Source organism: Verrucosispora sp. WMMD1129 (assembly GCF_029581255.1).
Classification (GTDB): Bacteria; Actinomycetota; Actinomycetes; order Mycobacteriales; family Micromonosporaceae; genus Micromonospora; species Micromonospora sediminimaris.
Genome location: NZ_CP120741.1, coordinates 4929949 through 4949711 on the forward strand (window position 1 = coordinate 4929949; position 19763 = coordinate 4949711).

A 19763-nucleotide genomic window follows, 5' to 3' on the forward strand; every position below is an offset into this window, starting at 1 on the left:
CAGGCCCGATGATGATCACCTATGATCCTCGCCATGCCCCGACCCCTCGCCCCGCCGGTGTTCGACGCCGCGGCGGCGTACCCCCAGGTGGCCGCCGCCCGTGACGCGCTGGCCGCGGGCGACTGGCCGGCGATGCGCACCCTCGTCGACGCCCAGGACGCCCACGGCAGGACGGTCCTCGTCGGCGAGGTCGGCGACACGGCGGACGCCGAGACGTTCCTCCGGAAGGCGCTCGCCGAACAACCGGACGACCCGGTGGCCGCTGCCATGCTGGGGGCGCACCTGATCCGCGCCGGGTGGCGGATCCGGACCGCCCAACGGGCGCAGGACGTCAGCCGCGAACAGTTCGCCCGGTTCTTCGATCATCTGCGCCGGGCCGAGCAGGTCCTCATCGAGGCCACCGCCCGCCACCCGGAGGACGCGGCAGCCTGGACCCAGCGGGTCACCAGCGCCCGCGGCCTGCAACTCGGCCAGGCCGAAGCCCGCCGCCGCTACGACCGCCTCGCCGCCCGGCACCCGCACCACCTGCCGGCCCAGAGCTCCCTGTTGCAGCAGTTCTGCCCGAAGTGGAGCGGCACCTGGGAGAAGGCGCACGACTTCACCCGGGAGTGCACCGCCGCCGCACCGGCCGGCGCACCCAACGCGGTCCTCATCGTCGAGGTGCACCTGGAGCAGGCCTTCGACCACGGCACCCTGTCCGCTGCGCGGGCATTCCTGCGCGGCCAACAGGTGCGCGCCGCGATCCACGATGCGGCCCAGCGCTCCATCTGGCACCGCGAGTTCCGCCACGGCTGGGGCTGGGTCCGGGTACGCAGCACCTTCGCCCTCGCCTTCTGCCTGATGGAGGAGTGGACGTCGGCGGCGCAGCAGTTCGCCGCCCTCGGTGACCTCGGCGACGAGTCGATGTTCGGCTACTTCGGCGACGCGGTCGCGCAGTTCCAGCGGTTCCGCGACAAGGCGTACGCGAAGGGCGGCCAGCCGTGATCCAACACCTGGAAACCGACGGGGTGCCGACCCTGCTCGCCCCGACCGGCGGGCCGATGCGCGCCGGGCTGACCTTCCGGGTCGGCACCGCCGACGAGACGCTGGCCCGCCACGGCATCACGCACCTGCTCGAACACCTCGTTCTCGCCCCGCTGGGCACCGCCGACTACCACTTCAACGGCGCCACCGGACCGACCTTCACCACCTTCCACATGCAGGGCTCAGCACCGGACATCGCCACCTTCCTCACCTCCGTCTGCGCCAACCTGACCGAGCTGCCGACCGGGCGGTTGGAGGTGGAGAAGGACATCCTGCGCACCGAGTGGAGCAGCCGGGGAAGCGCGGCCATCGACGACATCCCGCTGTGGCGCCACGGCGCCCGCGACCACGGGCTCAGCAGCTACCCGGAATGGGGACTGGGCAGGCTCACCGCCGAGGAACTGCGCCAGTGGGCCGCACGCTGGTTCACCCGGGAGAACGCGGTGCTCTGGATCGCCGGCGACCGGGTTCCCGAAGGGCTGCGGCTGGACCTGCCCGCCGGCAGCCGGCAGCCGGTACCGGCCGCCTCGTCGGCGCTGCCGACCACCCCGGCGTACTTCGTGCACGGCTCGCGGGCGGTGGTGCTCGACGCGGTCGTGCGGCGCCGCACCTCGGCGAACGTCTTCGCCGAGGTGCTGGAGCGCGAACTGTTCCGGGCGCTGCGCCAGGACGCCGGACTCTCCTACACCATCGGCAGCGGCTACGAACCGCGTGGCGACGGCCAGGCCCACCTGCGGGCCCTGGCCGACTCGCTGGCCGAGAAGCAGGACGCCGTGCTCGGTGGATTCATCGACGTGCTGGCCAAGCTGCGGGTGGGCCGGATCGAGCAGAGCGACCTCGACGCCGTGGTGGCCAAGCGGATCGACATGTACGCCACCGCCGAGGCCGACGCCACCCGGCTGCCCGCGTACGCCTTCAACCTGCTCACCGGCGAGCCGAACCGCACCATCGACGAGCAGCTCGCGCAGTTGAAGGCGGTCACCCTCGCAGACCTGCACGAGGTCGCCCAGGAGGCGTACGCCTCGGCGCTGCTGATGGTGCCGAACGGGACCAGCGCCGACTGGGCCGGCTTCACCGCCGCGCCCACCTCGTCGGAGTCGACCGTCGCGGGCACCACCTACCGCGCCCGCGACGACGACAGTCGACTGCTCATCGGCACCGAGGGGGTCAGCCACCTCAGTGCCGGCGGCACCCTCACCGTCACCTACGCCGACTGCGCCGCGATGCTCGCCTGGCCCGACGGCGCCCGGCAGCTCATCGGCCATGACGCGATCGTGCTGCACATCGAGCCGACCCTGTTCGACACGCGTCCGGCGGCGATGCAGGTAATCGACAGCGGAGTACCGATCGACCGGCAGATCACCATGCCGCCCCGCGATCCGGAGAGCATCCCGCAACCGCGTACCCTCCGCGAGGCCCGCGAGCGCCTGACCCGGCCGAAGCGGGCCGGGTGGGAGGTCCTGCTGATGGTGCTCAGTGGCCTGGCCACGCTGGTGGTGGGCGGGTTCACCCTGCTGCTCACCATCGGCATGCTGATCAGTCCTACCGCCGAGGAGGACGTCGCCGTACTGTGGGGTGCGGTCGTGATCGGCTGGCTGCTCACTGTTATCCTCGCGTTGCCCATCGTGCTGCTGACGCGGGGGCGACGCCGGTGAGGAGAGGCCGTGGCCGCCGAATCCCTCCCGACCTGCACCGCACGGCGCTCACATCGAGCGTCCGACCGTGCGGTCCGGCGGACCGCAGGGAGGTCGGGAAGGTTAGTTGGCCGGTGATCGACTGGGCGGGATAAGATCCGGCCCGGTGCCGGGGCGGTAGCTCAGCCGGTTAGAGCAGGGGACTCATAATCCCTCGGTCGCGGGTTCGAGTCCCGCCCGCCCCACGCAACTTTCTGACCTGCCGTTTTGTGGCGCCGTGTGTTCACCATGCGAACCATCGGCATGGTGTCTGGAGGAACGGTGGACGCCGCAGCAGATTTTGGTCATACTTATGACCATGACGACGCTGCCGTTGGGGGAAGTGAAGACTCGGCTCTCTGAACTGGTGGGGCGGGTGCACGACCACCATGAACGGGTGACCGTGACCGTGCATGGTCGGCCGTCGGCCGTGCTGGTGTCGGTGGAGGACTTGGAGCGTCTGGAGGAAACCGTCGCGGTTCTCGGGGATGCGGGCACCCTGCGGCGGCTGGCCGACTCCGACGCCGAACTGGCCCGAGGTGAAGAGGTGTCCGCCGACCAGCTTGCGGAGACCATTCGCGCCCGTCGCGCCTCGGCCGCGTGAGCCCTCGGCTGCCGGAAGATCCGCACACGCTGCGCACCACACCGACCGTCCGTCGAGCGCTCGCCGAACGGTTGCCGGAGGCCGTCGCTGTCGCCGCGTACGAGTTCATGACCGGGCCGTTGGTGCGAGAGCCGTACCGGGTCGGAAAGCGTTTGTTGCCGCCGTTGTCGGATCGGTTCAGCGCCCGGCGAGGTACCTACCGGATTATCTACCGCATCGACGACGACAACCGCACCGTGACTGTTGTGGACATTGATCATCGAAGGGATGTGTACCGCTCCTGACGCCCCTGGCTCTCCGCGCCCGATGGCGTCGAGGCATTCAGTACGGTAGGTGCCGTGTCGATGAGTGTGGCAGACGAGGCTGCGGCCCTTGAGGCTGAGGTGGAGCAGTATCCGGACGAGCGAGGTGAGATCCTGCTCGAGGCTGCCGACGCATGGCGCCGGTCGGGGCGGTTCGACCGAGCAGCCGACCTGCTGACCAGGCTGATCACTGACGCCGGTGGGGACGGCTGCTCCGCGATGGCGCAGCTCGCTGAGGTGCGATTCGAGCAGGGCGACGTCGATGAGGCGTACGTCTTGCTGGATGCCCTGGCTCACGACGCAGCGGTGGATGACGGTCACTGCACCTTGGTCGCCGAGCTGCTCGCCGAGCGAGGCGACCTGCATGGTGCGTTGCGCTGGTACGAAGGGGTCGCAGAAGCGCAGGCCGCAGCCGGTGTCGCCGGCCGCGCTGCCGTACGGCGGCCGGACCCCGCACCAGGGTGGTGGATTCGTGGGTCAGTTCTGGCCGGGGCTTGCTACGGGTAGTCCTGCTTCCTTGGCGCATTCGAGCAGCCGCCGATCGTAGGTGACGAAGGCGGTGAGTGCCGCGCCGGACTCGTTGGTCAGCACTTGGGCGGTGGCCAGGTGGATGGCGTCGAGGCTGCGGAGCGTCGGCTCGGCGAACGCAGCTGCGGTCGCACGGATCGTGCTGTCGATCTCCAGTCGGAACAGCCGTCCGACGGCAGCCGGTACTCCGATCAAAGCTTGCGGAGCTGATCGGCGCAGCGCTCTGGGTACTTCCACCTCGACGAGAGCGGAGGAAACCAGCGGCACGTCGTCGTGCTTGTTGAGCCAGGAGACAAGGTCGGCGCTGCACATCTCCTGCCGAACCAGCTTGACGACGGCAGCTGAATCGAGATAGATCACCAGCGCTCCTCGTCACGCATCGCAGCGAGTGAGGCGGCCGCGTCCACACTCTCGTCACCGAGCTTCGGCGGAAGTGGAACAGAGCCGCCGCCGGTGGGGGCGACGGCTCGCCCTGCCGCTACCAACTTGGCCAACACCGACCTGTCGTCGCCTACCGGAACAAGTCGGGCAATCGGGTGTCCGCGATCGGTAATCTCGACGGTCTCGCCGCCACTCACCCGAGCCAGCACCTGGCTCGTGTTCTGGTTCAGTTCCCGGACACCGATGCGTTCCATGGACACAAGTGTAGAACTAAATGTTCTACGGTTCTACCTCCTGGCGTCATCCGGGCTGCCTGTTCGCCGTCCAGAGAGGTTTACGGGTCTAGACCACGGCGACTGGCCGGCGGTTCGGTGGGTGGTGTCGGAATCATCGCGCACGACCCGAGGTCCGTGGGCCGGGCAAGTTCAGGGTTAGCGGATCGCCTGCGATCGTGGCGACACGGTTCGCATGGTGGCACCTCCGGCCCACCAGTTGTTTTCCCTGGTCAGCCAGGCTACCGATGACCCGGACGCCCCGCGTCAAGATCTGGACCGATCGCCGTCAGTCCGCAATGAGTCCGCAGCAGCACAATCCGCCGCTCGCGTCACCGTCCTCGAAGGCGTGGTGTCGGAGTGAGCAGGGCACGTGCATCGGGTTCGAGTCTTTCCTGGCCAACACGAGAGCTGCATGCATAATGAATGCATGGTTGCTCTCCAGATTCGGGACGTTCCGGAGGAAGTGCGAGACGCCCTGGCGGCCCAGGCCAAGGCGCGTGGGCAGTCACTGCAGGCGTACCTGCTGGAGTTGGTGGAGACGCAGGCTCGACGGCTGCGCAACACGGCGGCCCTTGATCGCTTCGCAGGTCGATCCGACGGTGCTCGCTCTCTGCCGGGGGAGAGCGCCGCCGAGTTGGACGACCAGCGGGAGCAGCGCGGACCGTGGGGAAGCGCCGCGTGATCGTGGTGGATGCGTCGGTTCTGGCCGACGCTCTGGTCGATGATGGGCCGGTCGGGGATGCGGCGCGGGCGGAATTGACCGGAGATTTGCACTGGGCCGCGCCGAGCCACCTTCTGGTCGAGGTCATGTCCGTGATCAGAGGCAAGGTCCTCGGGGGGAAGCTCGGCCTTGCTCGGGCGCAGGAGGCGATCGACACCCTGCCTTCGTTGGTCATCGACGAGGTTGGTGCCGCGACACTGCTTGATCGGATGTGGCAGTTGCGGGGCAATGTCACGGCGAATGACGCGGCTTACGTCGCGGCGGCGGAGTTGATGGCCTGCCCACTCGTGACCGGTGATGGTCGGCTCGCCACAGCCGGCGGCGTCCGCTGTGAGATCCGACTGCTCGTGGCCTCCTGACGTTGACCGCCCGATGATCATCGGCCTGACGCCCTTGGAGCGGTCAACCTGAGTGGAAGCGGCTCACCGACGATCGTCGCACTGTGGTCGCATGGTGGTACCTCCGGCCTACCTTGTTGATCTTTGATGCGAGCCAGTCCACCGCAGCGCGTCGTGACGCTCTGCTTGGCTGCTCGACGCGGACTGTGGCTGGCCATGGATCCCCCGCGGAGGGACGGCCGGTGGGCGAGTTGGGCCTGGGCCTCGTCCGGGCACTGTCAGGCGTGGGCCGAACTGTCCGATCACACCTTGAGGAGGTCCACGTCGTACAGCGCCATCGACGCGTCGCGGGAGGCGAGGGTCAGCCCTTCGGTGATTGCCTGTGCCACCAGCATGCGGTCGAAGGGATCGCGGTGATGCGATGGCAGGCGGCCTGCGGCGATGGCGTGGGTGTGGGTCACCGGGAGTTCCCGGAAGCCCATGTCTCTTACCCGCTCTGCAAGGTCAGTGGGGCCGGCGAGTTTCCCGGTGCTCTGTTTGATGGTGATCTCCCACAGGGTGACCGGGGAGAGGAAGATGTCCGGCTCGTGGCGTAGTCGGTCGAGCAACTCGGTGCCGAGGGTCGGGTCGCCGGTGATGGCCCAGAGCGCGACGTGAGTGTCCAGCAGCAGATTCATGCGCCGATGCCGAAGTCGTCGGCGATCTCGGCGTTGGTCTGTGGTGAGTCCCAGTCACCGGAGAGGTCTAGTTGGCCGGCGAGAGAGCCGACTGCGGTGCGGTTAGCCCGCCGGACCAGCGGTACGACCTTCGCCACCGGGGTGCCCGCCCGGTCGATAATGATCTCTTCGCCGCGTTCCACCCGCTCGATGATGCGCGACAGGTGGGTCTTGGCATCATGCATGTTGTAGTGCACGGCCTCGGCCGACATGGCGCAACCTCCTCGCTTAGCTAAGGGATTAGTTTAGCCTGCTCGGTCGCATGCGTCAGTTGATGGCGTGCCCACTCGTGACCGGTGATGGTCGGCTCGCCAAGGCCAGTGGTGTCGCTGCGAGATCCGACTACTCGCTGCGTCCTGACGGTGGCCGGGCGAGTGCGCTGACGTCTACTGGATTGGATCACCGTCTGTGGCGGGGTTCAGTTCGGCGCCGAGGCCATCCAAGCGAGGTAGCGGGCGGCGTGGTTCACGGTCGCCAGCCAGGTTGTCCGGTATCTGCTCAACGACGACCGCCATCGAGCCAAAGCGGCGCATCGTCGTCCCGGCTGGCGGTTGTTGGTCTGTGATGAGCCAGACGCCCGTCGAGGTCAGTTGACTCAGGGGCGGGCCGTCGGGATCACCGCTGGTCATCTTCACATGGTGATCCGTAGTGACCTGCCAGGCGGCCTCAACGGTCAGGCCGACAAGGTCAGGCACCGTCGTTTCCCGCTCGCTCGCCGGGCCGATCCAGACCACGCCAGCCTCCATGAGAGTCCACATCGCACAAGTCGTCGCGCGAGGAGTCCCGTTCCCCGTCCGGCCAACGTTAGTGGACGCCTCAGCAGCGGTCCTCCGCCACAAGGTCGGCGTTACCTCGCCAGCGACTGGCCACCTCGACGGCGATGGACAGCGCTTTTCGTGGTCAGCGACGCGACAGGCGCGCCGCGCGACGCTTCTCAAGAGTCCGGCGACGGCGATCGCGCTCGTCCGCCGAGAGGTCGGTGATCGGCCGCTCCGACCGCCCGGTCGATTCGCCGTGGAACCGGGCGCGCCAGTGCTTGCGCAGCAGCACAGCGGACCAGCCGACCAGGCCGACGGCCGCGGCGGCGAGCAGTACGCGTACGGACGTCGGCAGGTCCTCCATGGTGGCGAGGACGGCTGCCAACCAGCCGAACCCCGCGGGGATCGCGGCGGTCATCGCTCGCAGGCTGACGGCCCAGCCCGCCACGTAGAACCGCATGAGGGTGTCCGTCCAACGGGACCGGTGGACGGGCAGCAGCGACAGGGACACCTGCGTCAACGTGACACCCATGGTGCTCCCACGCGCCCCTCGCGTCGTGAAGGACAGCGCGTCGTCGGCGTAGGAGGGGCGTAGCGACCGGACCAGAAAGGTGAACGACAGCAGCATCGGGGGCAGCGCCGCGCACGGCAGCATCCACAGCACGCCGGCGCCCCAGAGCAGCGCGAGCAGCGGGAGCGAGATCACGATCGCGATCACCTCTGCCGGGTTGTGCAGCGACTCGGCGACGCCCCCGGTGATGAGCTCGACCTTGCCGAGGGCGCCGGTGACATCGGCCCAGACCAGAAAGGCCAGCATCCCCGGTCCGAGCGCGAGGATCACCGTCGAGAGCGCCGCCCACACGAGCCCGATCAACAGGTAGCCGAAGGGCCGGAGCGCGAGCGCCACCGGACCACGATGCCGGACTGGCGGGGCCGTCTCGGACCGTACCCGCGCACTGCTCACCCCGTCGCCCATCGCTGAGTTCCCCTCGCTCGTCCGGCCCGCAGCTCGTTCAGCGTCAGCTGCACGTCAGGTGCTCGCCTCGTTCGACCGCGCCAAACGGTAACGCCGCCTCCGACGGCGTCCGGCAGCGACGTCCTCAGGATGGAGCCCGCGTCGAAATCGCTTGGTATTCAGTGTTGCTATCTACCGGTACCTAGCGCTACTGTCTACCAGTAGTCAGCGTCGCTTGGTAGCGAGGGGATGAGGACATGGGCAACCAGATGACCGAGATGCTGAAGGGCACCCTCGAAGGCATCGTCCTGGCGATCCTGGCCCGCAGGTCCGCGTACGGCTACGAGATCACCGCGTGGCTGCGCGACCGCGGGTTCTCGGACATCGCGGAGGGCACCATCTACGCACTGCTCGTCCGCGTGGAGCAACGGGGGTTCGTGGACGTGGAGAAGGTGCCCTCCGAGAAGGGGCCCCCGCGGAAGGTGTATTCGCTGAACGCGAAGGGGCGGGACCAACTCGCCGAGTTCTGGAGGACGTGGAGCGTCCTCACGGATCGCATCGAGCAACTCCGTCACAACGGCAACCAACACGACCAGGGAGCATGAGCATGGCCGCGAAGTGGATCGAGACGCTCGTCGGATCGCTGGAGCAGAAGAAGCAGTACAAGCACCACATGGCCCGGATCGAGGCCCTGCCGGAGCCCTACCGCGGCTCGGCCAAGGCGCTGCACCGGTACTTCATGTACCACGGTGGCATCCTCGACGGCGACACGATCACCACGATGCTCGGCGACTTCGTCGACCTCTGGGAGCGTGCGGTCGCCGACGGAACGCCGGTCCGTGCCGTCGTCGGCGACGACCCGGTCGAGTTCGCCGAGACGTTCCTACAGGCGTACGCCGGCCGGCAGTGGATCGACAAGGAGCGCGAGCGTCTCCGGAAGGCGATCGACGCCGCCGACGACAACAGCGGGCAGGAGGACAGGCCGTGACCACCCAGACGCGTGAACCCGCGATCAGCGTGCGGGCCGTCACCAAGTCCTACCAGGACCTGCACGTGCTGCGGGGTGTCGACTTCGACGTGGCGGCCGGGAGCATCTTCGCGCTGCTCGGCTCGAACGGCGCCGGAAAGACCACGCTGGTGCGGATTCTGTCGACGTTGCTGAAGGCGGACAGCGGCAGCGCGAGCGTCCACGGCTTCGACGTCGCCGCTGCTCCGGGCGACGTACGCGGGTCGATCAGCCTGACCGGCCAGTTCGCCGCAGTCGACGAAACGCTCACCGGTCGGGAGAATCTGATCCTGATCGCGAAGCTCCGTCACCTGAAGAATCCCGGTGCGATCGCCGACGACCTGCTCGCCCGCTTCTCGCTCACTGAAGCCGGAAACCGCCGGGCGGCGACGTACTCGGGCGGCATGCGACGGCGGCTGGACATCGCGATGAGCCTGGTCGGCAACCCGCCGGTCGTGTTCCTCGACGAGCCGACCACCGGCCTCGACCCGCAGGCCCGCATCGAGGTCTGGCAGACGGTGAAGCAACTCGCCAAGGATGGCACCACCATCCTGCTGACCACGCAGTACCTCGACGAGGCCGAGCAACTCGCCGACCGAATCGCGATCCTGCACAAAGGCACCATCATCCAGCACGGCACCCTCGCCGAGCTGCGGCAGCTTCTCCCGTCCGCCAAGGTCGAGTACGTCGAGAAGCAGCCGACCCTTGAAGACGTCTTCCTTGCCCTCGTCGGCGGCAGCAGTGACACCACCGACGAGGCGGCCATTCCTGCGGGAGAGGAATCCCGATGACCGCCCACGTCCTCAGCGACACCGGAACCCTCACCGGTCGCTCCCTGCGCCACATCCTCCGCAGCCCGGACACCATCATCACCACAGCGATCACCCCGATCGCACTGCTGCTGCTCTTCGTGTACGTGCTGGGCGGGGCCATCAACACCGGCACCGGTGAGTCATACATCAACTACATGCTGCCGGGCATCCTGCTCATCACCATCGCCTCCGGCATCGCCTACACCGCGTACCGCCTGTTCCTGGACATGCAGGGTGGCATCTTCGAGCGCTTCCAGTCGATGCCGATCTCGCGGCCCTCCGTGCTCTGGGCACATGTCCTGACCTCGCTCATCGCCAACCTGGCCTCGCTCGTGATCGTCATCGGCGTCGCGCTGATCATGGGATTCCGCACCAGTGCGTCCGTGGTCGACTGGCTCGCCGCCGCCGGCATCCTGGTCCTGTTCACCCTCGCCCTCAGCTGGGTCGCCGTGATGCCGGGTCTGACCGCCAAGACCATCGACGGCGCGAGCGGCTTCAGCTACCCGCTGATCTTCCTGCCCTTCATCAGCTCGGCGTTCGTCCCCACCGACTCGATGCCCGGCCCGGTCGCCTGGTTCGCCGAGAACCAGCCGGTGACGTCCATCGTGAACACCCTCCGTAACCTCTTCGGGCAGCAACCCGTCGGCAACGACATCTGGATCGCCCTCGCCTGGTGTGTCGGCCTGCTCGTGGTGGCCTACGTCGCCGCGACCGCGATCTACCGCAAGAAGATCAGCTAGCCGATCGTACGAAACGGCGCCGCGTCCACCCGGACGCGGCGCTGTCCCCTGTGCAGGTCCGCCCCCTGCGAGATCAGCTATCGGACTGGTGACGGCCGCCGCAGGCGAGGCCGGCTCAGGGGTACAGGGCGCGTTCGAAGACCAGGCGGTTCGCGCGTACGTACTCCGCGTCGTTGAGGTACTGGATGTGGTGTCCGTCCGCGAGATGGCCGGCGAAGGCGGTGTTGCCGGCGGCTGCCTGGGCGTGCATGAAGTCGACGAGTGCGTGCAGCCGGGCGACGGTGACGTCGACCAGGTCTGATCGGGCGCTGTCGTCCAGCCCGTAGCGGTCGCAGAACGTCCGGAGCCGAGCGGCCTGTTCCTCGGCGGTCCCGAAGCCGTCCGTGTTCTCCGGAGCGGTCATCGGCACCCATCGGTAGGCCGCGTAGGCGACATCCCAGATCCGGGGCCCGAGCTGGGCGTGGTCGAAGTCGATGATGCCCACGACACGGTTGCCGTCGAGCACGCAGTTGTGTGGCGCGTAGTCACCGTGACAGATGACCTCGACCGGCTCGGTCGCCGGCACCTGCCAGCCGTCGCGGGGCGCCCGCCGCGCGTACTCGGCGGTCGCGTCGTGATACGCCCGCAGCAGCGCGGCGGCACTCTCCAACGCCTCGACCGAGGCCGCCGCGGGGGTGGGCGGATAGTTCGACACCTCGCCCGGCAGGAAATCGAGGATCTCGAAGCCGGGCTCGCTCGTGTCGCGTAGCCGGGGCGCCGCCGGGAAGCCCTGGGCGGCGAGATGCCGCAGCAGTTCGTGGACCCGGACGGACCAGGGGCCGGTAGGTCGACGCACCGTGTCGCCGATCCGGACGACCTCGTTGACGCCGCCGCCCGTCAGGATCTCCCGCTCGACCATCCGCCCCCACTCCGTCGCGTCGACGCCCGTCCGACCGGCTGAGCGCCGGCTGACCGAACCTGACCGTACGACGGTACGAGGCCGCTCTTGAGCGTCGGCCTGGAGGGTGCAGGTGCGGTGGTCGCCGGGTACGGACCGGAAGGCGAGTGCTACTGCCGGCAGCGAACGGCAAACTACCGCTTTCGCAAATGATTGTTTGTGTTAGCGTGGGGGCATGTCCATCTCGCTGGCACCCGCCCCGGAGCTCGACTCCGCCTTCGCCGCCCTCGGTGACCCTGTCCGGCGTGCCCTGGTGGCCCGTCTCGCGCGCGGTGACGCCACGGTGGGAGAGCTGGCTGCGCCCTTCGACCTGACCCCACAGGCGATCTCGCACCACGTCGGGGTGCTGCGCCGGTGCGGCCTCATCGAGCAGCGGCGCGAGGGCACGAGGCGTCCCTGCCGGTTGAGGGCCGATCAGCTGTCGTTGCTCGGCACCTGGATCGACGAGCAACGCCGGGTCTGGAACGACCGGCTCGACGCCCTGGAGCGGCACCTCGCCGACGAGGAGGCGGCCCGATGACCGCCAGGTCGCAGCTTCGCGGCGACGAACTGATCGCCAGCCGCCACCTTCCGGCCGAACCCGATCGCGTCTGGGTGGCCTTCACCTCACCGGCGGGGATCGCAGCATTCTGGGCCGGTTCGCACGCCGTCGTGCCGCCCGAGTCCGTGGTCGTGGACCTGCGTCCCGGCGGGGAGTTCGCGCTCGACACCCGCGCGCCGGACGGCGCCACCCGTCGGCTCCGCTTCGTCTACGTGCGCGTCACCGCACCGCACGAGCTCGTGTTCGACGAGCCGTTGACCGGGCTGCGGACCACCGTGAGTCTCCACCCCGCTGGCGGCGGCACCGAGCTGACCGTGCACCAACGTCGACTGCCCGCTGAGCTTCGCACGACCCAGGCGGCCGATGGGCTCGCCTCGATCCTCGACGCGTTGGCGGCGCACCTGCAACAACCCGACGCCCCCACAGGACGGAGCACATCATGACGCAGCAGACCCAGCGCGACCTCGTCGCGGATTACCTCGAAGGTTTCCGGACGAGCGACCACCGGCGAATCCTCGCCACCCTCACCGAAGACGTTGAATGGGTCATCCACGGCCACCGGACCACCCGAGGCAAGACCGAGTTCGACAGCGAGATCGAGAATCCAGCCTTCACCGGCAGCCCCGACCTGGACGTCCAGCGCGTGTACGAGGACGGCCCGGTGGTCGTCACCACCGGCGAGGGGCGTGGGACAAGCGTCGAGCACGGACCGTTCCGGTTCGCCTTCAACGACCTGTTCACCTTCCGCGACGGACTGATCGCCCGCGTCGACTCCTACGTCGTCCCACTGCCCTGAGCCGCTTGTCGGCCTTCAGCCGAGCTGTTGAGCCAGGCCGACGACGATGCCCTCGGGGCCGCGCACGTAGCAGAGCCGATAGCTGTCCTCGTACTGCGCCAGCTCGCCGACCAGGTCGGCCCCGTGGGCGCGTAGGCGGGCGACGACGTCCTCGATGTCGTCGACGGCGAACATGATGCGCCGGATGCCCAGGGTGTTGGCCGGTGCCTCCTGCGGCTCGGGGGTGATCGCCTTCGGCGTGTGGAACGTCGCCAGTTCGATGCGGCCGTGGCCGTCGGGGGTCCGGAGCATCGCGACCTCCTGCCGGACGTCGTCGATGCCGATGACGCGTTCCACCCAACGCCCCTCGATCGGCGCCCTGCCCTCCAGTTCCATGCCGAGTTCGACGAAGAACGAGATGACCCGGTCAAGGTCGTGGACCACGATGAGGACGTTGTCCAACCGCTGGATCGCCATGCTTGTCTCCTTGAAGATGATGCGGCCACAGCGACCGATCAACCGCGTAGCAACGCGTTGAGTCGGGCGGCCTGCCGGGTGAGATGGTCGATTTCGGGAAGGCTGGGCGCCGATCGGGCGGCCTTGGCGTAGAGCCGCGCTGCGGTCGCCAGGTCGCCGTCACGCTCATGCAGGTAGGCGGCGACAGCGGCGTACCGGGGCAGGGCCGGGTCGAGATCCGCCAGGGCTGCCAGGCCGGCCCGTGGCCCGTCGGCCTCGCCGACCGCGACGGCCCGGTTGAGGCGGGCCACCGGACTGTCGGTGAGGCGCACCAGTTCGTCGTACCATTCGACGATCTGCACCCAGTCGGTCTCCTCGGCGGTGCGGGCGTCAGCGTGCAGCGCGGCGATGGCGGCCTGTGCCTGGAACTCGCCCAGGCGGTCGCGGGCCAGCGCGTTCTGGAGCACCTGCACGCCCTCGGCGATCAGGCGGGTGTCCCAGCGACTGCGGTCCTGTTCGGCCAGCGGCACCAGCCGGCCACCGGCGGCGGTCCGCGCCGTGCGGCGGGCGTGATGGAGCAGCATGAGCGCGAGCAGGCCGGCCACCTCCTCGTGTCGGATCCTGGCCGCCAACTGGCGGGTGAGTCGGATCGCCTCCGCAGCGAGGTCGACATCGCCCGAGTAGCCCTCGTTGAAGACCAGGTAGAGCACGCGCAGCACGGTGCTGACGTCACCCGGCTGGTTGAACCGGACTCCGGTGACGGTCCGCTTGGCTCGGCTGATCCGCTGCGCCATGGTCGTCTCCGGCACCAGGTAGGCCCGGGCGATCTGCCGCGTGGTCAGTCCACCCACCGCCCGCAGCGTCAGCGCCACCGCCGAGGCCGGGGTCAACGACGGATGCGCGCACAGGAAGTAGAGGGCGAGCGTGTCGTCCACCAGTTCACCCGGGCCGGGCGCGGGCTCGACCTCCGCCAGCGCCTCGCGCCGTCGCCGCGAGGTGTCCGCGCGAGCCGCGTCCAGGAATTTCCGCCAGGACACGGCGACCAGCCAGCCCTTGGGATCGCGCGGCGGGTCGGTAGGCCATGCCCGGACGGCCTCGACCAGCGCGTCCTGCACGGCATCCTCGGCCGTCGCGAAGTCGACCCCGCGACGGACGAGGATGCCGATCACGGCGGGAGTAAGGGTCCGTAGGACGGCCTCATCCACCGTGCGTCACTCCGAGATGGTCGGCGGCTCGGTCAGGAACGGCCGCACCTCGAGCCACTCGTGCAGCGGCTTCCCGCCGGCACCTGGTGCCGCGGACAGCTCACCGGCCAGTTCCAGCGCCCGGTCGTAGGTCTCGACGTCGATCACCATCCAGCCGGCGATCAGATCCTTGGTCTCGGCGAACGGGCCGTCGGTGACCGGCGGTCGCCCCTCGCCGTCGTAGCGGACGAACGTTCCCTCCGGGGAGAGCGCCTGACCCTCGACGAACTCGCCGGTGTCTTCGAGCCGAGCCGCGAAGTCGCGCATGTACTGCACGTGGGCCGAGATCTCCTCGGGCGTCCACTGGTCCATCGGCACGTCGTGCAGCGGGGTCGGGCCGCCACGGTAGTGCTTGAGCAGCAGGTACTTGGCCATCGGATGCTCCTTGTCAGGTACGGGGCCATTGTGGCCGCGTTCGCAACGAGGACGGAGCCCGACCCGGCTTCTCGACATGCCGCCGGGAAATTTCTCGCTGAGATTCGCCGTACGTCCCTCACACCGGTACCGCCGGCACCCTGGCCAGGCAGGTCAGCGCCCGCGCGGTGGCGGTCGACGTGGCGGGCAGCAGCGGAGGACGGACGAGCGGCGTCGGGATCCGCCCCTGGGCGTGCAGCACCGCCTTGACCACGGCAGGGTTGGGCTCGGCGAACAGCGCGGCCGAGAGGGCGGCGAGCCGGTGGCCGAGCGGCCGGGCCCGGGCGACGTCGCCGGACCGCCAGGCCGAGACCAGCTCGGCGTAGTCGGCGGTGGCGAGATGCGCGGAGGCGAGGATGCCACCGGCCGCGCCGAGAGCGAGCAGCGGTGCGACGTACGCGTCCTCGCCGCACAGCACCGCGAAGTCGGACGGCGGGTCGGCCAGCAGGGCGATCGTGTCGGCGTCGATGCCGCCGACCGCGTGCTTGACGCCCACCAGGCCGGGTAGCCCGGCGAGGCGGCGCAGCGTGCCGACGCCGAGCTGCTGCCCGGTGCGGTACGGGACGTGGTAGGCGACAAGCGGCACGGGGGACTCCTCGGCCAACCGGGCGTAGTGCGCGAGTACCGCCTCCTCGCCGGGGCGGAGAAACGGCGGGACCAGGCAGAGCGCCGCCCCGACCTCGGGTCGCTCGGCGAGGGCCCGCAGTTCCGGCGCGGTGTGCGCGCCGACCAGGAGACCGGCCCGGTGCTCCCGGCAGGCCGCGGCGACCGCGTCGACCACCATCCGCTGCTCGACGGCGCTGAGGGCGTGCGGCTCGGCGGTGGTGCCGAGGGCGACCAGACCGACCGCACCGGCCGCCAGCACCTCGTGGGCGAGAGCGCTCAGCGCGTCGAGGGCGACGGCACCGTTCCCGTCGAACGGCGTGATCATGGGTACGTAGAGCCCGGCAGGTGTCATGCTGCCAGCCTCCGCAAGCGGAAGATGAAGCACCAGTTCCGATTGCTCACCGAATACGTAAGCTGAGCTGATGCTTGACGTTCGCCGGCTGCGCCTGCTGCGGGACCTGTCCCACCTCGGCACCATCGCCGCCGTGGCCGAGGCGCACACGTACACGCCGTCCGCCGTCTCCCAGCAGCTCGCCGCGCTGCAACGCGAGGCCGGTGTCGCGCTCCTGGAACGCGCCGGCCGGCGGGTCACCCTGACCCCGACCGGGGAGGCGCTGGTCCGGCACGCCGAGGTGGTCCTCGCCGCGCTGGAGGCGGCCGACGCGACCCTCGCCGCCGCCCGGGGCGGGCTCTCCGGCACGGTACGCATCGGCGCGTACCCCAGTGCCGTGCGTACGCTGCTGCTGCCCGCCCTGGTCGCGCTCGGCCGTGACCATCCCGCGCTGGACCTGATGGTCACCGAGTTGGACCCGGTCGCGGTGCCCGACGCGCTGCGCGACCGCCGCCTCGACGTGGCCCTCGTGCACGACTACGACATCGTGCCCGTCGAGCCGGATCCGGCCTTGGACTCGGTGCCACTGCTCGACGAGACGGTGTTCCTGGCCGTCGGGGCGGACCGCCACCCCACCGGTGACCCGATGCGCTCGGTACGCGACGCGGACTGGATCGTCGGCAGCCCGGGCACGCTCTGTCACGCGGTGACCCTGCACGCCGGTGAGCTGGCCGGCTTCCGCCCGACCGTGCGGCACCACGCCGACGACTTCGCCGCCGTGCTCGCCCTGGTCGCCGCCGGTCAGGGCGTTGGACTGGTGCCCCAACTGGCGGTTGATCGGCCGCCCAGCGGGGTGGTCCTCGTTCCGCTCACCATCCGACGGCGGACCCGGATCGCCTACCGACAGGGCGCGGGCGGCCATCCTGCGGTCGCCGCGAGCATCGTGGCGTTGCGCGCCGCCGCCAGCGACCTGCCAGGGGCGTAGCTGGCCGGATCGTGTCGTCCGGCCAGCTCCGCCGCCGGGCAGCGGGGAAGATGACGCCGCGTGCAACTGTCGCGCCGACCGAAAGCCCCGCCCAGGTGTGCCTGGGCGGGGACCGACGGGCTCAGACGCTCGACGAGAAGGTCGAGCTGAACGGGGCGTCCTGCGGACGGCCGGCGTTGCTGAAGCAGGCGACCGGCAACACCGCGTCGCTGCCGAACTGCGCCCACAGCTCCTGGATCGTGCAGTACGAGGGGTCGTCACCGATCGCGGTCACCTGCGCGGTGGTGCTCTTCTCGTGCAGGGCCGGGAACTTGACGACGAAGGTGCCGGGGCCGGTGGGACCGAAGCCGTTGGCGCCGACGCCGAGCGGGTACGAGTAGTTCGTCGGGCCGGCGAACGGTGTCGCAAGGTACCCGAAGTGCTTCGGCGGGCCGAACGACGCGTAGACCGAACGCTCCCGATGGAACGACACGGTGAAGTCGCTGTTCATCCGCGCGCCGGTGAACGGATCATGGCAGGCGACGTAGACCACCGCGTCCAGGCCGGCCGCACCCCAGCGGAGGATCTTGCATCGGCGCGGTTGTGCGTTCGGCTGCTGGGCGGTCACCTGGACGTTTCCGGACAGCACGCCGGGTGGCGCGCCGACCGCCCGGAAGCGCACGTCGTAGATGCCCACCGCGACGTTGGCGACGGTGACGGGCGCACCTGTCGAGTTGTACGACTGGGCGAGGACGTTTGACAACACCTGCGCCGAGGCGTACGCGCCGACGCCCGCCGGGAGGATGCCGGAGCTGACCGTCCACAACACCGTGAACGGGGTGTCGGCCGGGGTGCCCCCGGGCCGGAAGCACTGCACGTCGACGATCTCGTCGGCGCCCGAACTGCCCCACCGTACGAGTTCGCAGAAGCGGCCGTCCTTCGCCACGGCGGTGACGTGTGCGTTGCCGCGCGAACCCAGGCCGATGGCCGGGAACCTCACCAGGAACCGGCCGGGGGCGACCTTGCCGCCGGTGGCCGTGGGCCCCGGCGCCCAACTGCCGAACTGGTAGGCCGCGGGCAGCGGCGTCCAGACCGGCACCGTCGGATCGTCGACGTACGCGAATCCGAAGCGGTCGGCGGTGGCGGCCGTGGCCGGTGCGCCGGTGATCGACAGCGCCGCGGCCAGCACCACGGCTAGGACGGCGGCAAGGTGACGGAGACGGAGACGGAGAGACATGGGCCACTCCAATCGGTGGTAGTCGAAGCTTGCTGCCACTGTTCCGGGCACCGGTCAAGGTCACAGTCGGCTTGCCTACACCGGCGAGGCGGGTGCCCGGCACCAGCGCGGTCGCCCTGCCGACAACCGATGGCGGCGGGACGGACGTCGGTGGACAGTCGGCAATACGGTGTTGTCGATGCCGCGTTGGTGGAGAACGTCGAGGATCCTGCCCGCCGTCCTGGTGGGGCTGTTGGTCGCGACCCTGCTCGTCGGCGACCGGGGCAGGGGCGGCGCGGCGCGCCTGCGCCTGGACGTGACGCCGGCCGTGGCGCTCGTCGACCAGCCGTTGCGGGTACGCGTGAATGGCCTGGCCGCGAGGGAACGGGCGGTGATCGCCGCCGACGCGGAGGATCACGCGGGGCGCGTGTGGCGGGCGGAGGCGACGTTCGTGGCCGACGCCAACGGCGTGGTGGACGTGTCGCGGGACGCCCCGGTGCACGGCTCCTACTCGGGTGTCGACCCGATGGGTCTGTTCTGGTCGATGGATCCGCCCGACGGCGACGCCTCCTCCTTCGCGCCCATCTGGCCGCACCTACGGCGTGACTTCCCGGTCCGGCTGTCGGCCGTGGGTGGCGGGCGCGAGCCCGCCACCGTCACCGTGCGGCGGGACTGGACGGCGGGTCAGGTCTCCTTCACCGAACTGACCCCGGCGGCCGACGGGGTTCGCGGGTTGCTCGTCCTTCCGCCGCCGGACGTGCCCCGACGGCGCGGGGTGCTGTGGTTCGGTGGCTCGGAGGGCGGCGTCGGCGGGCTGTACGACGCACCGTTGCTCGCCTCCCGGGGGCACCCGGTGCTGTGCCTGGGCTACTTCGGCGCTTCCGGACTGCCGGACAGCCTGCACGACATACCGCTGGAGTACTTCGTCACCGCAGCCGAACTGCTCGCCCCGTACTCCGGTGGCGAGCCGGCGGTGATCAGCTACTCACGCGGCACCGAGGCCGCGCTGCTGCTGGCGCAACAGCGTCCCGACCTGGTACGCGCCGTCGTCGCGTACGCCCCGAGCAGCGTCGTCCACCCGGGATACCCGTACACCGGAGCGCCCGCCTGGACCTACCGTGGCCGACCCGTCCCGAGCGGCCCGATACCTGTCGACCGGATCGACGGACCGGTACTGGCCATCGCCGGGGCGGACGACCTGCTCTGGGACGCGCCGAGCTACGCCGCCGAGCTGCTGCTGGCCCTCGGTGGCCCACCCCACCGGGTGCTGCTCTACCCGGACGCGGGCCACGGCGTGGGCACCTTCCCGTACCTGCCGTCGAAGACGGTGCACCAGGGGCGCACCGGCGAGCAGACCCACGGCGGCACCCGGGCGGGCGACGCCGCCGCCCGCCGGGACGGGTGGTCCGAGGTGCTCGCCTTCCTCGCCGCCCTCTGACGGCATGCC

28 protein-coding genes, 1 tRNA gene and 1 pseudogene are annotated in these 19763 nt (G+C 69.8%); 18 read left to right on the forward strand and 12 right to left on the reverse strand.

What is annotated here, in order from left to right:
- The first annotated feature begins 33 nt into the window (after positions 1-33).
- From O7624_RS22975 to O7624_RS23000, 6 genes are all read left to right on the forward strand, one after another.
- On the forward strand, positions 34-984 hold the full coding sequence (locus O7624_RS22975; RefSeq protein WP_282237215.1) for a hypothetical protein: 951 nt from the start codon (positions 34-36) through the stop codon (positions 982-984).
- Entirely contained in the window at positions 981-2678 is a 1698-nt protein-coding gene (locus O7624_RS22980) for an insulinase family protein (protein WP_282237216.1), read from the forward strand. The genes O7624_RS22975 and O7624_RS22980 overlap by 4 nt, the downstream gene beginning before the upstream one ends.
- Positions 2679-2828: 150 nt before the next feature.
- Positions 2829-2902: transfer RNA gene (locus O7624_RS22985), tRNA-Ile, on the forward strand.
- 113 nt (positions 2903-3015) lie between these two features.
- Positions 3016-3300 carry a type II toxin-antitoxin system Phd/YefM family antitoxin gene (locus tag O7624_RS22990; RefSeq protein WP_091614758.1) on the forward strand — a complete coding sequence of 95 codons (285 nt, stop codon included), beginning with the start codon at positions 3016-3018 and terminating at the stop codon, positions 3298-3300.
- On the forward strand, positions 3297-3584 hold the full coding sequence (locus O7624_RS22995) for a type II toxin-antitoxin system RelE/ParE family toxin (RefSeq protein ID WP_282237217.1): 288 nt from the start codon (positions 3297-3299) through the stop codon (positions 3582-3584). Before O7624_RS22990 ends, O7624_RS22995 begins: the two co-directional genes overlap by 4 nt.
- 60 nt (positions 3585-3644) lie before the next feature.
- Positions 3645-4109 carry a tetratricopeptide repeat protein gene (locus O7624_RS23000; protein ID WP_282237218.1) on the forward strand — a complete coding sequence of 155 codons (465 nt, stop codon included), beginning with the start codon at positions 3645-3647 and terminating at the stop codon, positions 4107-4109.
- On the opposite strand, the gene O7624_RS23005 is transcribed toward O7624_RS23000, so the two are convergent.
- Together O7624_RS23005 and O7624_RS23010 are read right to left on the reverse strand one after the other, a co-directional pair.
- Positions 4080-4490, reverse strand: a complete 411-nt coding sequence (locus O7624_RS23005) for a type II toxin-antitoxin system VapC family toxin (protein ID WP_282237219.1) — start codon at positions 4488-4490, stop codon at positions 4080-4082. The two genes, O7624_RS23000 and O7624_RS23005, sit on opposite strands and share 30 nt — an antisense overlap.
- Positions 4487-4765, reverse strand: a complete 279-nt coding sequence (locus tag O7624_RS23010; RefSeq protein ID WP_204005847.1) for a type II toxin-antitoxin system prevent-host-death family antitoxin — start codon at positions 4763-4765, stop codon at positions 4487-4489. The genes O7624_RS23005 and O7624_RS23010 overlap by 4 nt, the downstream gene beginning before the upstream one ends.
- Positions 4766-5213: 448 nt before the next feature.
- Between O7624_RS23010 and O7624_RS23015 the strand changes: the two genes are divergently transcribed.
- Together O7624_RS23015 and O7624_RS23020 are read left to right on the forward strand one after the other, a co-directional pair.
- Positions 5214-5468, forward strand: a complete 255-nt coding sequence (locus O7624_RS23015) for a hypothetical protein (RefSeq protein ID WP_013730933.1) — start codon at positions 5214-5216, stop codon at positions 5466-5468.
- A complete protein-coding gene (locus tag O7624_RS23020) occupies positions 5450-5866 on the forward strand; it encodes a type II toxin-antitoxin system VapC family toxin (protein WP_282237220.1) in 417 nt (138 codons plus the stop codon). Before O7624_RS23015 ends, O7624_RS23020 begins: the two co-directional genes overlap by 19 nt.
- A 281-nt stretch (positions 5867-6147) precedes the next feature.
- Here the strand turns inward: O7624_RS23020 and O7624_RS23025 are convergent, their stop codons facing one another.
- Positions 6148-6522, reverse strand: a complete 375-nt coding sequence (locus O7624_RS23025; RefSeq protein WP_282237221.1) for a type II toxin-antitoxin system VapC family toxin — start codon at positions 6520-6522, stop codon at positions 6148-6150.
- Complete coding sequence (locus O7624_RS23030; protein ID WP_102659982.1) at positions 6519-6773, reverse strand: type II toxin-antitoxin system prevent-host-death family antitoxin; 255 nt, start codon at positions 6771-6773, stop codon at positions 6519-6521. Before O7624_RS23030 ends, O7624_RS23025 begins: the two co-directional genes overlap by 4 nt.
- 56 nt (positions 6774-6829) lie before the next feature.
- On the opposite strand from O7624_RS23030, the pseudogene O7624_RS23035 reads away from it, so the two are divergent.
- Positions 6830-6921, forward strand: a pseudogene (locus tag O7624_RS23035) (VapC toxin family PIN domain ribonuclease); the annotation flags it as partial.
- Between the two features lie 26 nt (positions 6922-6947).
- On the opposite strand, the gene O7624_RS23040 reads toward O7624_RS23035, so the two are convergent.
- Together O7624_RS23040 and O7624_RS23045 are read right to left on the reverse strand one after the other, a co-directional pair.
- On the reverse strand, positions 6948-7295 hold the full coding sequence (locus O7624_RS23040; protein ID WP_282237222.1) for a hypothetical protein: 348 nt from the start codon (positions 7293-7295) through the stop codon (positions 6948-6950).
- A gap of 166 nt (positions 7296-7461) precedes the next feature.
- The gene (locus tag O7624_RS23045; protein ID WP_282237223.1) at positions 7462-8226 is read right to left on the reverse strand and encodes a hypothetical protein; all 765 of its coding nucleotides are present in this window, start codon (positions 8224-8226) and stop codon (positions 7462-7464) included.
- Positions 8227-8531: 305 nt separating this feature from the next.
- Between O7624_RS23045 and O7624_RS23050 the strand changes: the two genes are divergently transcribed.
- Genes O7624_RS23050 through O7624_RS23065 form a run of 4 tightly spaced genes read left to right on the forward strand, consistent with a single transcriptional unit; the run spans position 8532 to position 10832 of the window.
- Complete coding sequence (locus O7624_RS23050) at positions 8532-8879, forward strand: PadR family transcriptional regulator (protein WP_093401365.1); 348 nt, start codon at positions 8532-8534, stop codon at positions 8877-8879.
- A 2-nt stretch (positions 8880-8881) separates the two neighbouring features.
- Positions 8882-9262 (forward strand): DUF1048 domain-containing protein, encoded by a 381-nt coding sequence (locus O7624_RS23055; protein ID WP_282237224.1) that lies wholly within the window; start codon positions 8882-8884, stop codon positions 9260-9262.
- Positions 9259-10071 carry an ABC transporter ATP-binding protein gene (locus O7624_RS23060; RefSeq protein ID WP_282237225.1) on the forward strand — a complete coding sequence of 271 codons (813 nt, stop codon included), beginning with the start codon at positions 9259-9261 and terminating at the stop codon, positions 10069-10071. The genes O7624_RS23055 and O7624_RS23060 overlap by 4 nt, the downstream gene beginning before the upstream one ends.
- The gene (locus O7624_RS23065; RefSeq protein ID WP_282237226.1) at positions 10068-10832 is read left to right on the forward strand and encodes an ABC transporter permease; all 765 of its coding nucleotides are present in this window, start codon (positions 10068-10070) and stop codon (positions 10830-10832) included. Before O7624_RS23060 ends, O7624_RS23065 begins: the two co-directional genes overlap by 4 nt.
- A 115-nt stretch (positions 10833-10947) precedes the next feature.
- Here O7624_RS23065 and O7624_RS23070 read toward each other — a convergent pair whose 3' ends face one another.
- Positions 10948-11730, reverse strand: a complete 783-nt coding sequence (locus O7624_RS23070) for an aminoglycoside phosphotransferase family protein (protein WP_282237227.1) — start codon at positions 11728-11730, stop codon at positions 10948-10950.
- A gap of 214 nt (positions 11731-11944) precedes the next feature.
- On the opposite strand from O7624_RS23070, the gene O7624_RS23075 reads away from it, so the two are divergent.
- From O7624_RS23075 to O7624_RS23085, 3 genes are read left to right on the forward strand one after another with little or no spacing between them, the layout of a single operon-like run.
- Positions 11945-12289: a metalloregulator ArsR/SmtB family transcription factor gene (locus O7624_RS23075; protein WP_282237228.1), complete on the forward strand. Its 345-nt coding sequence runs from the start codon at positions 11945-11947 to the stop codon at positions 12287-12289.
- Positions 12286-12753 (forward strand): SRPBCC domain-containing protein, encoded by a 468-nt coding sequence (locus tag O7624_RS23080; protein ID WP_282237229.1) that lies wholly within the window; start codon positions 12286-12288, stop codon positions 12751-12753. The genes O7624_RS23075 and O7624_RS23080 overlap by 4 nt, the downstream gene beginning before the upstream one ends.
- A complete protein-coding gene (locus O7624_RS23085; protein WP_093401358.1) occupies positions 12750-13106 on the forward strand; it encodes a nuclear transport factor 2 family protein in 357 nt (118 codons plus the stop codon). The genes O7624_RS23080 and O7624_RS23085 overlap by 4 nt, the downstream gene beginning before the upstream one ends.
- A 15-nt stretch (positions 13107-13121) precedes the next feature.
- Here the strand turns inward: O7624_RS23085 and O7624_RS23090 are convergent, their stop codons facing one another.
- From O7624_RS23090 to O7624_RS23105, 4 genes are all read right to left on the reverse strand, one after another.
- Positions 13122-13562: a VOC family protein gene (locus O7624_RS23090; RefSeq protein ID WP_282237230.1), complete on the reverse strand. Its 441-nt coding sequence runs from the start codon at positions 13560-13562 to the stop codon at positions 13122-13124.
- A 38-nt stretch (positions 13563-13600) separates the two neighbouring features.
- Complete coding sequence (locus O7624_RS23095) at positions 13601-14746, reverse strand: DUF6596 domain-containing protein (RefSeq protein WP_282237231.1); 1146 nt, start codon at positions 14744-14746, stop codon at positions 13601-13603.
- 6 nt (positions 14747-14752) lie between these two features.
- Entirely contained in the window at positions 14753-15160 is a 408-nt protein-coding gene (locus tag O7624_RS23100) for a YciI family protein (protein ID WP_093401356.1), read from the reverse strand.
- Positions 15161-15278: 118 nt separating this feature from the next.
- Positions 15279-16157, reverse strand: a complete 879-nt coding sequence (locus O7624_RS23105) for a dihydrodipicolinate synthase family protein (protein ID WP_282237232.1) — start codon at positions 16155-16157, stop codon at positions 15279-15281.
- A gap of 70 nt (positions 16158-16227) precedes the next feature.
- Here O7624_RS23105 and O7624_RS23110 point away from each other — a divergent pair, with 70 nt between their 5' ends.
- On the forward strand, positions 16228-17121 hold the full coding sequence (locus O7624_RS23110; protein ID WP_282237233.1) for a LysR family transcriptional regulator: 894 nt from the start codon (positions 16228-16230) through the stop codon (positions 17119-17121).
- 121 nt (positions 17122-17242) lie between these two features.
- Here the strand turns inward: O7624_RS23110 and O7624_RS23115 are convergent, their stop codons facing one another.
- Positions 17243-18337: a hypothetical protein gene (locus tag O7624_RS23115; RefSeq protein WP_282237234.1), complete on the reverse strand. Its 1095-nt coding sequence runs from the start codon at positions 18335-18337 to the stop codon at positions 17243-17245.
- A gap of 178 nt (positions 18338-18515) precedes the next feature.
- Between O7624_RS23115 and O7624_RS23120 the strand changes: the two genes are divergently transcribed.
- Positions 18516-19754 carry an acyl-CoA thioesterase/bile acid-CoA:amino acid N-acyltransferase family protein gene (locus O7624_RS23120; protein WP_282237235.1) on the forward strand — a complete coding sequence of 413 codons (1239 nt, stop codon included), beginning with the start codon at positions 18516-18518 and terminating at the stop codon, positions 19752-19754.
- Positions 19755-19763: the final 9 nt, after the last annotated feature.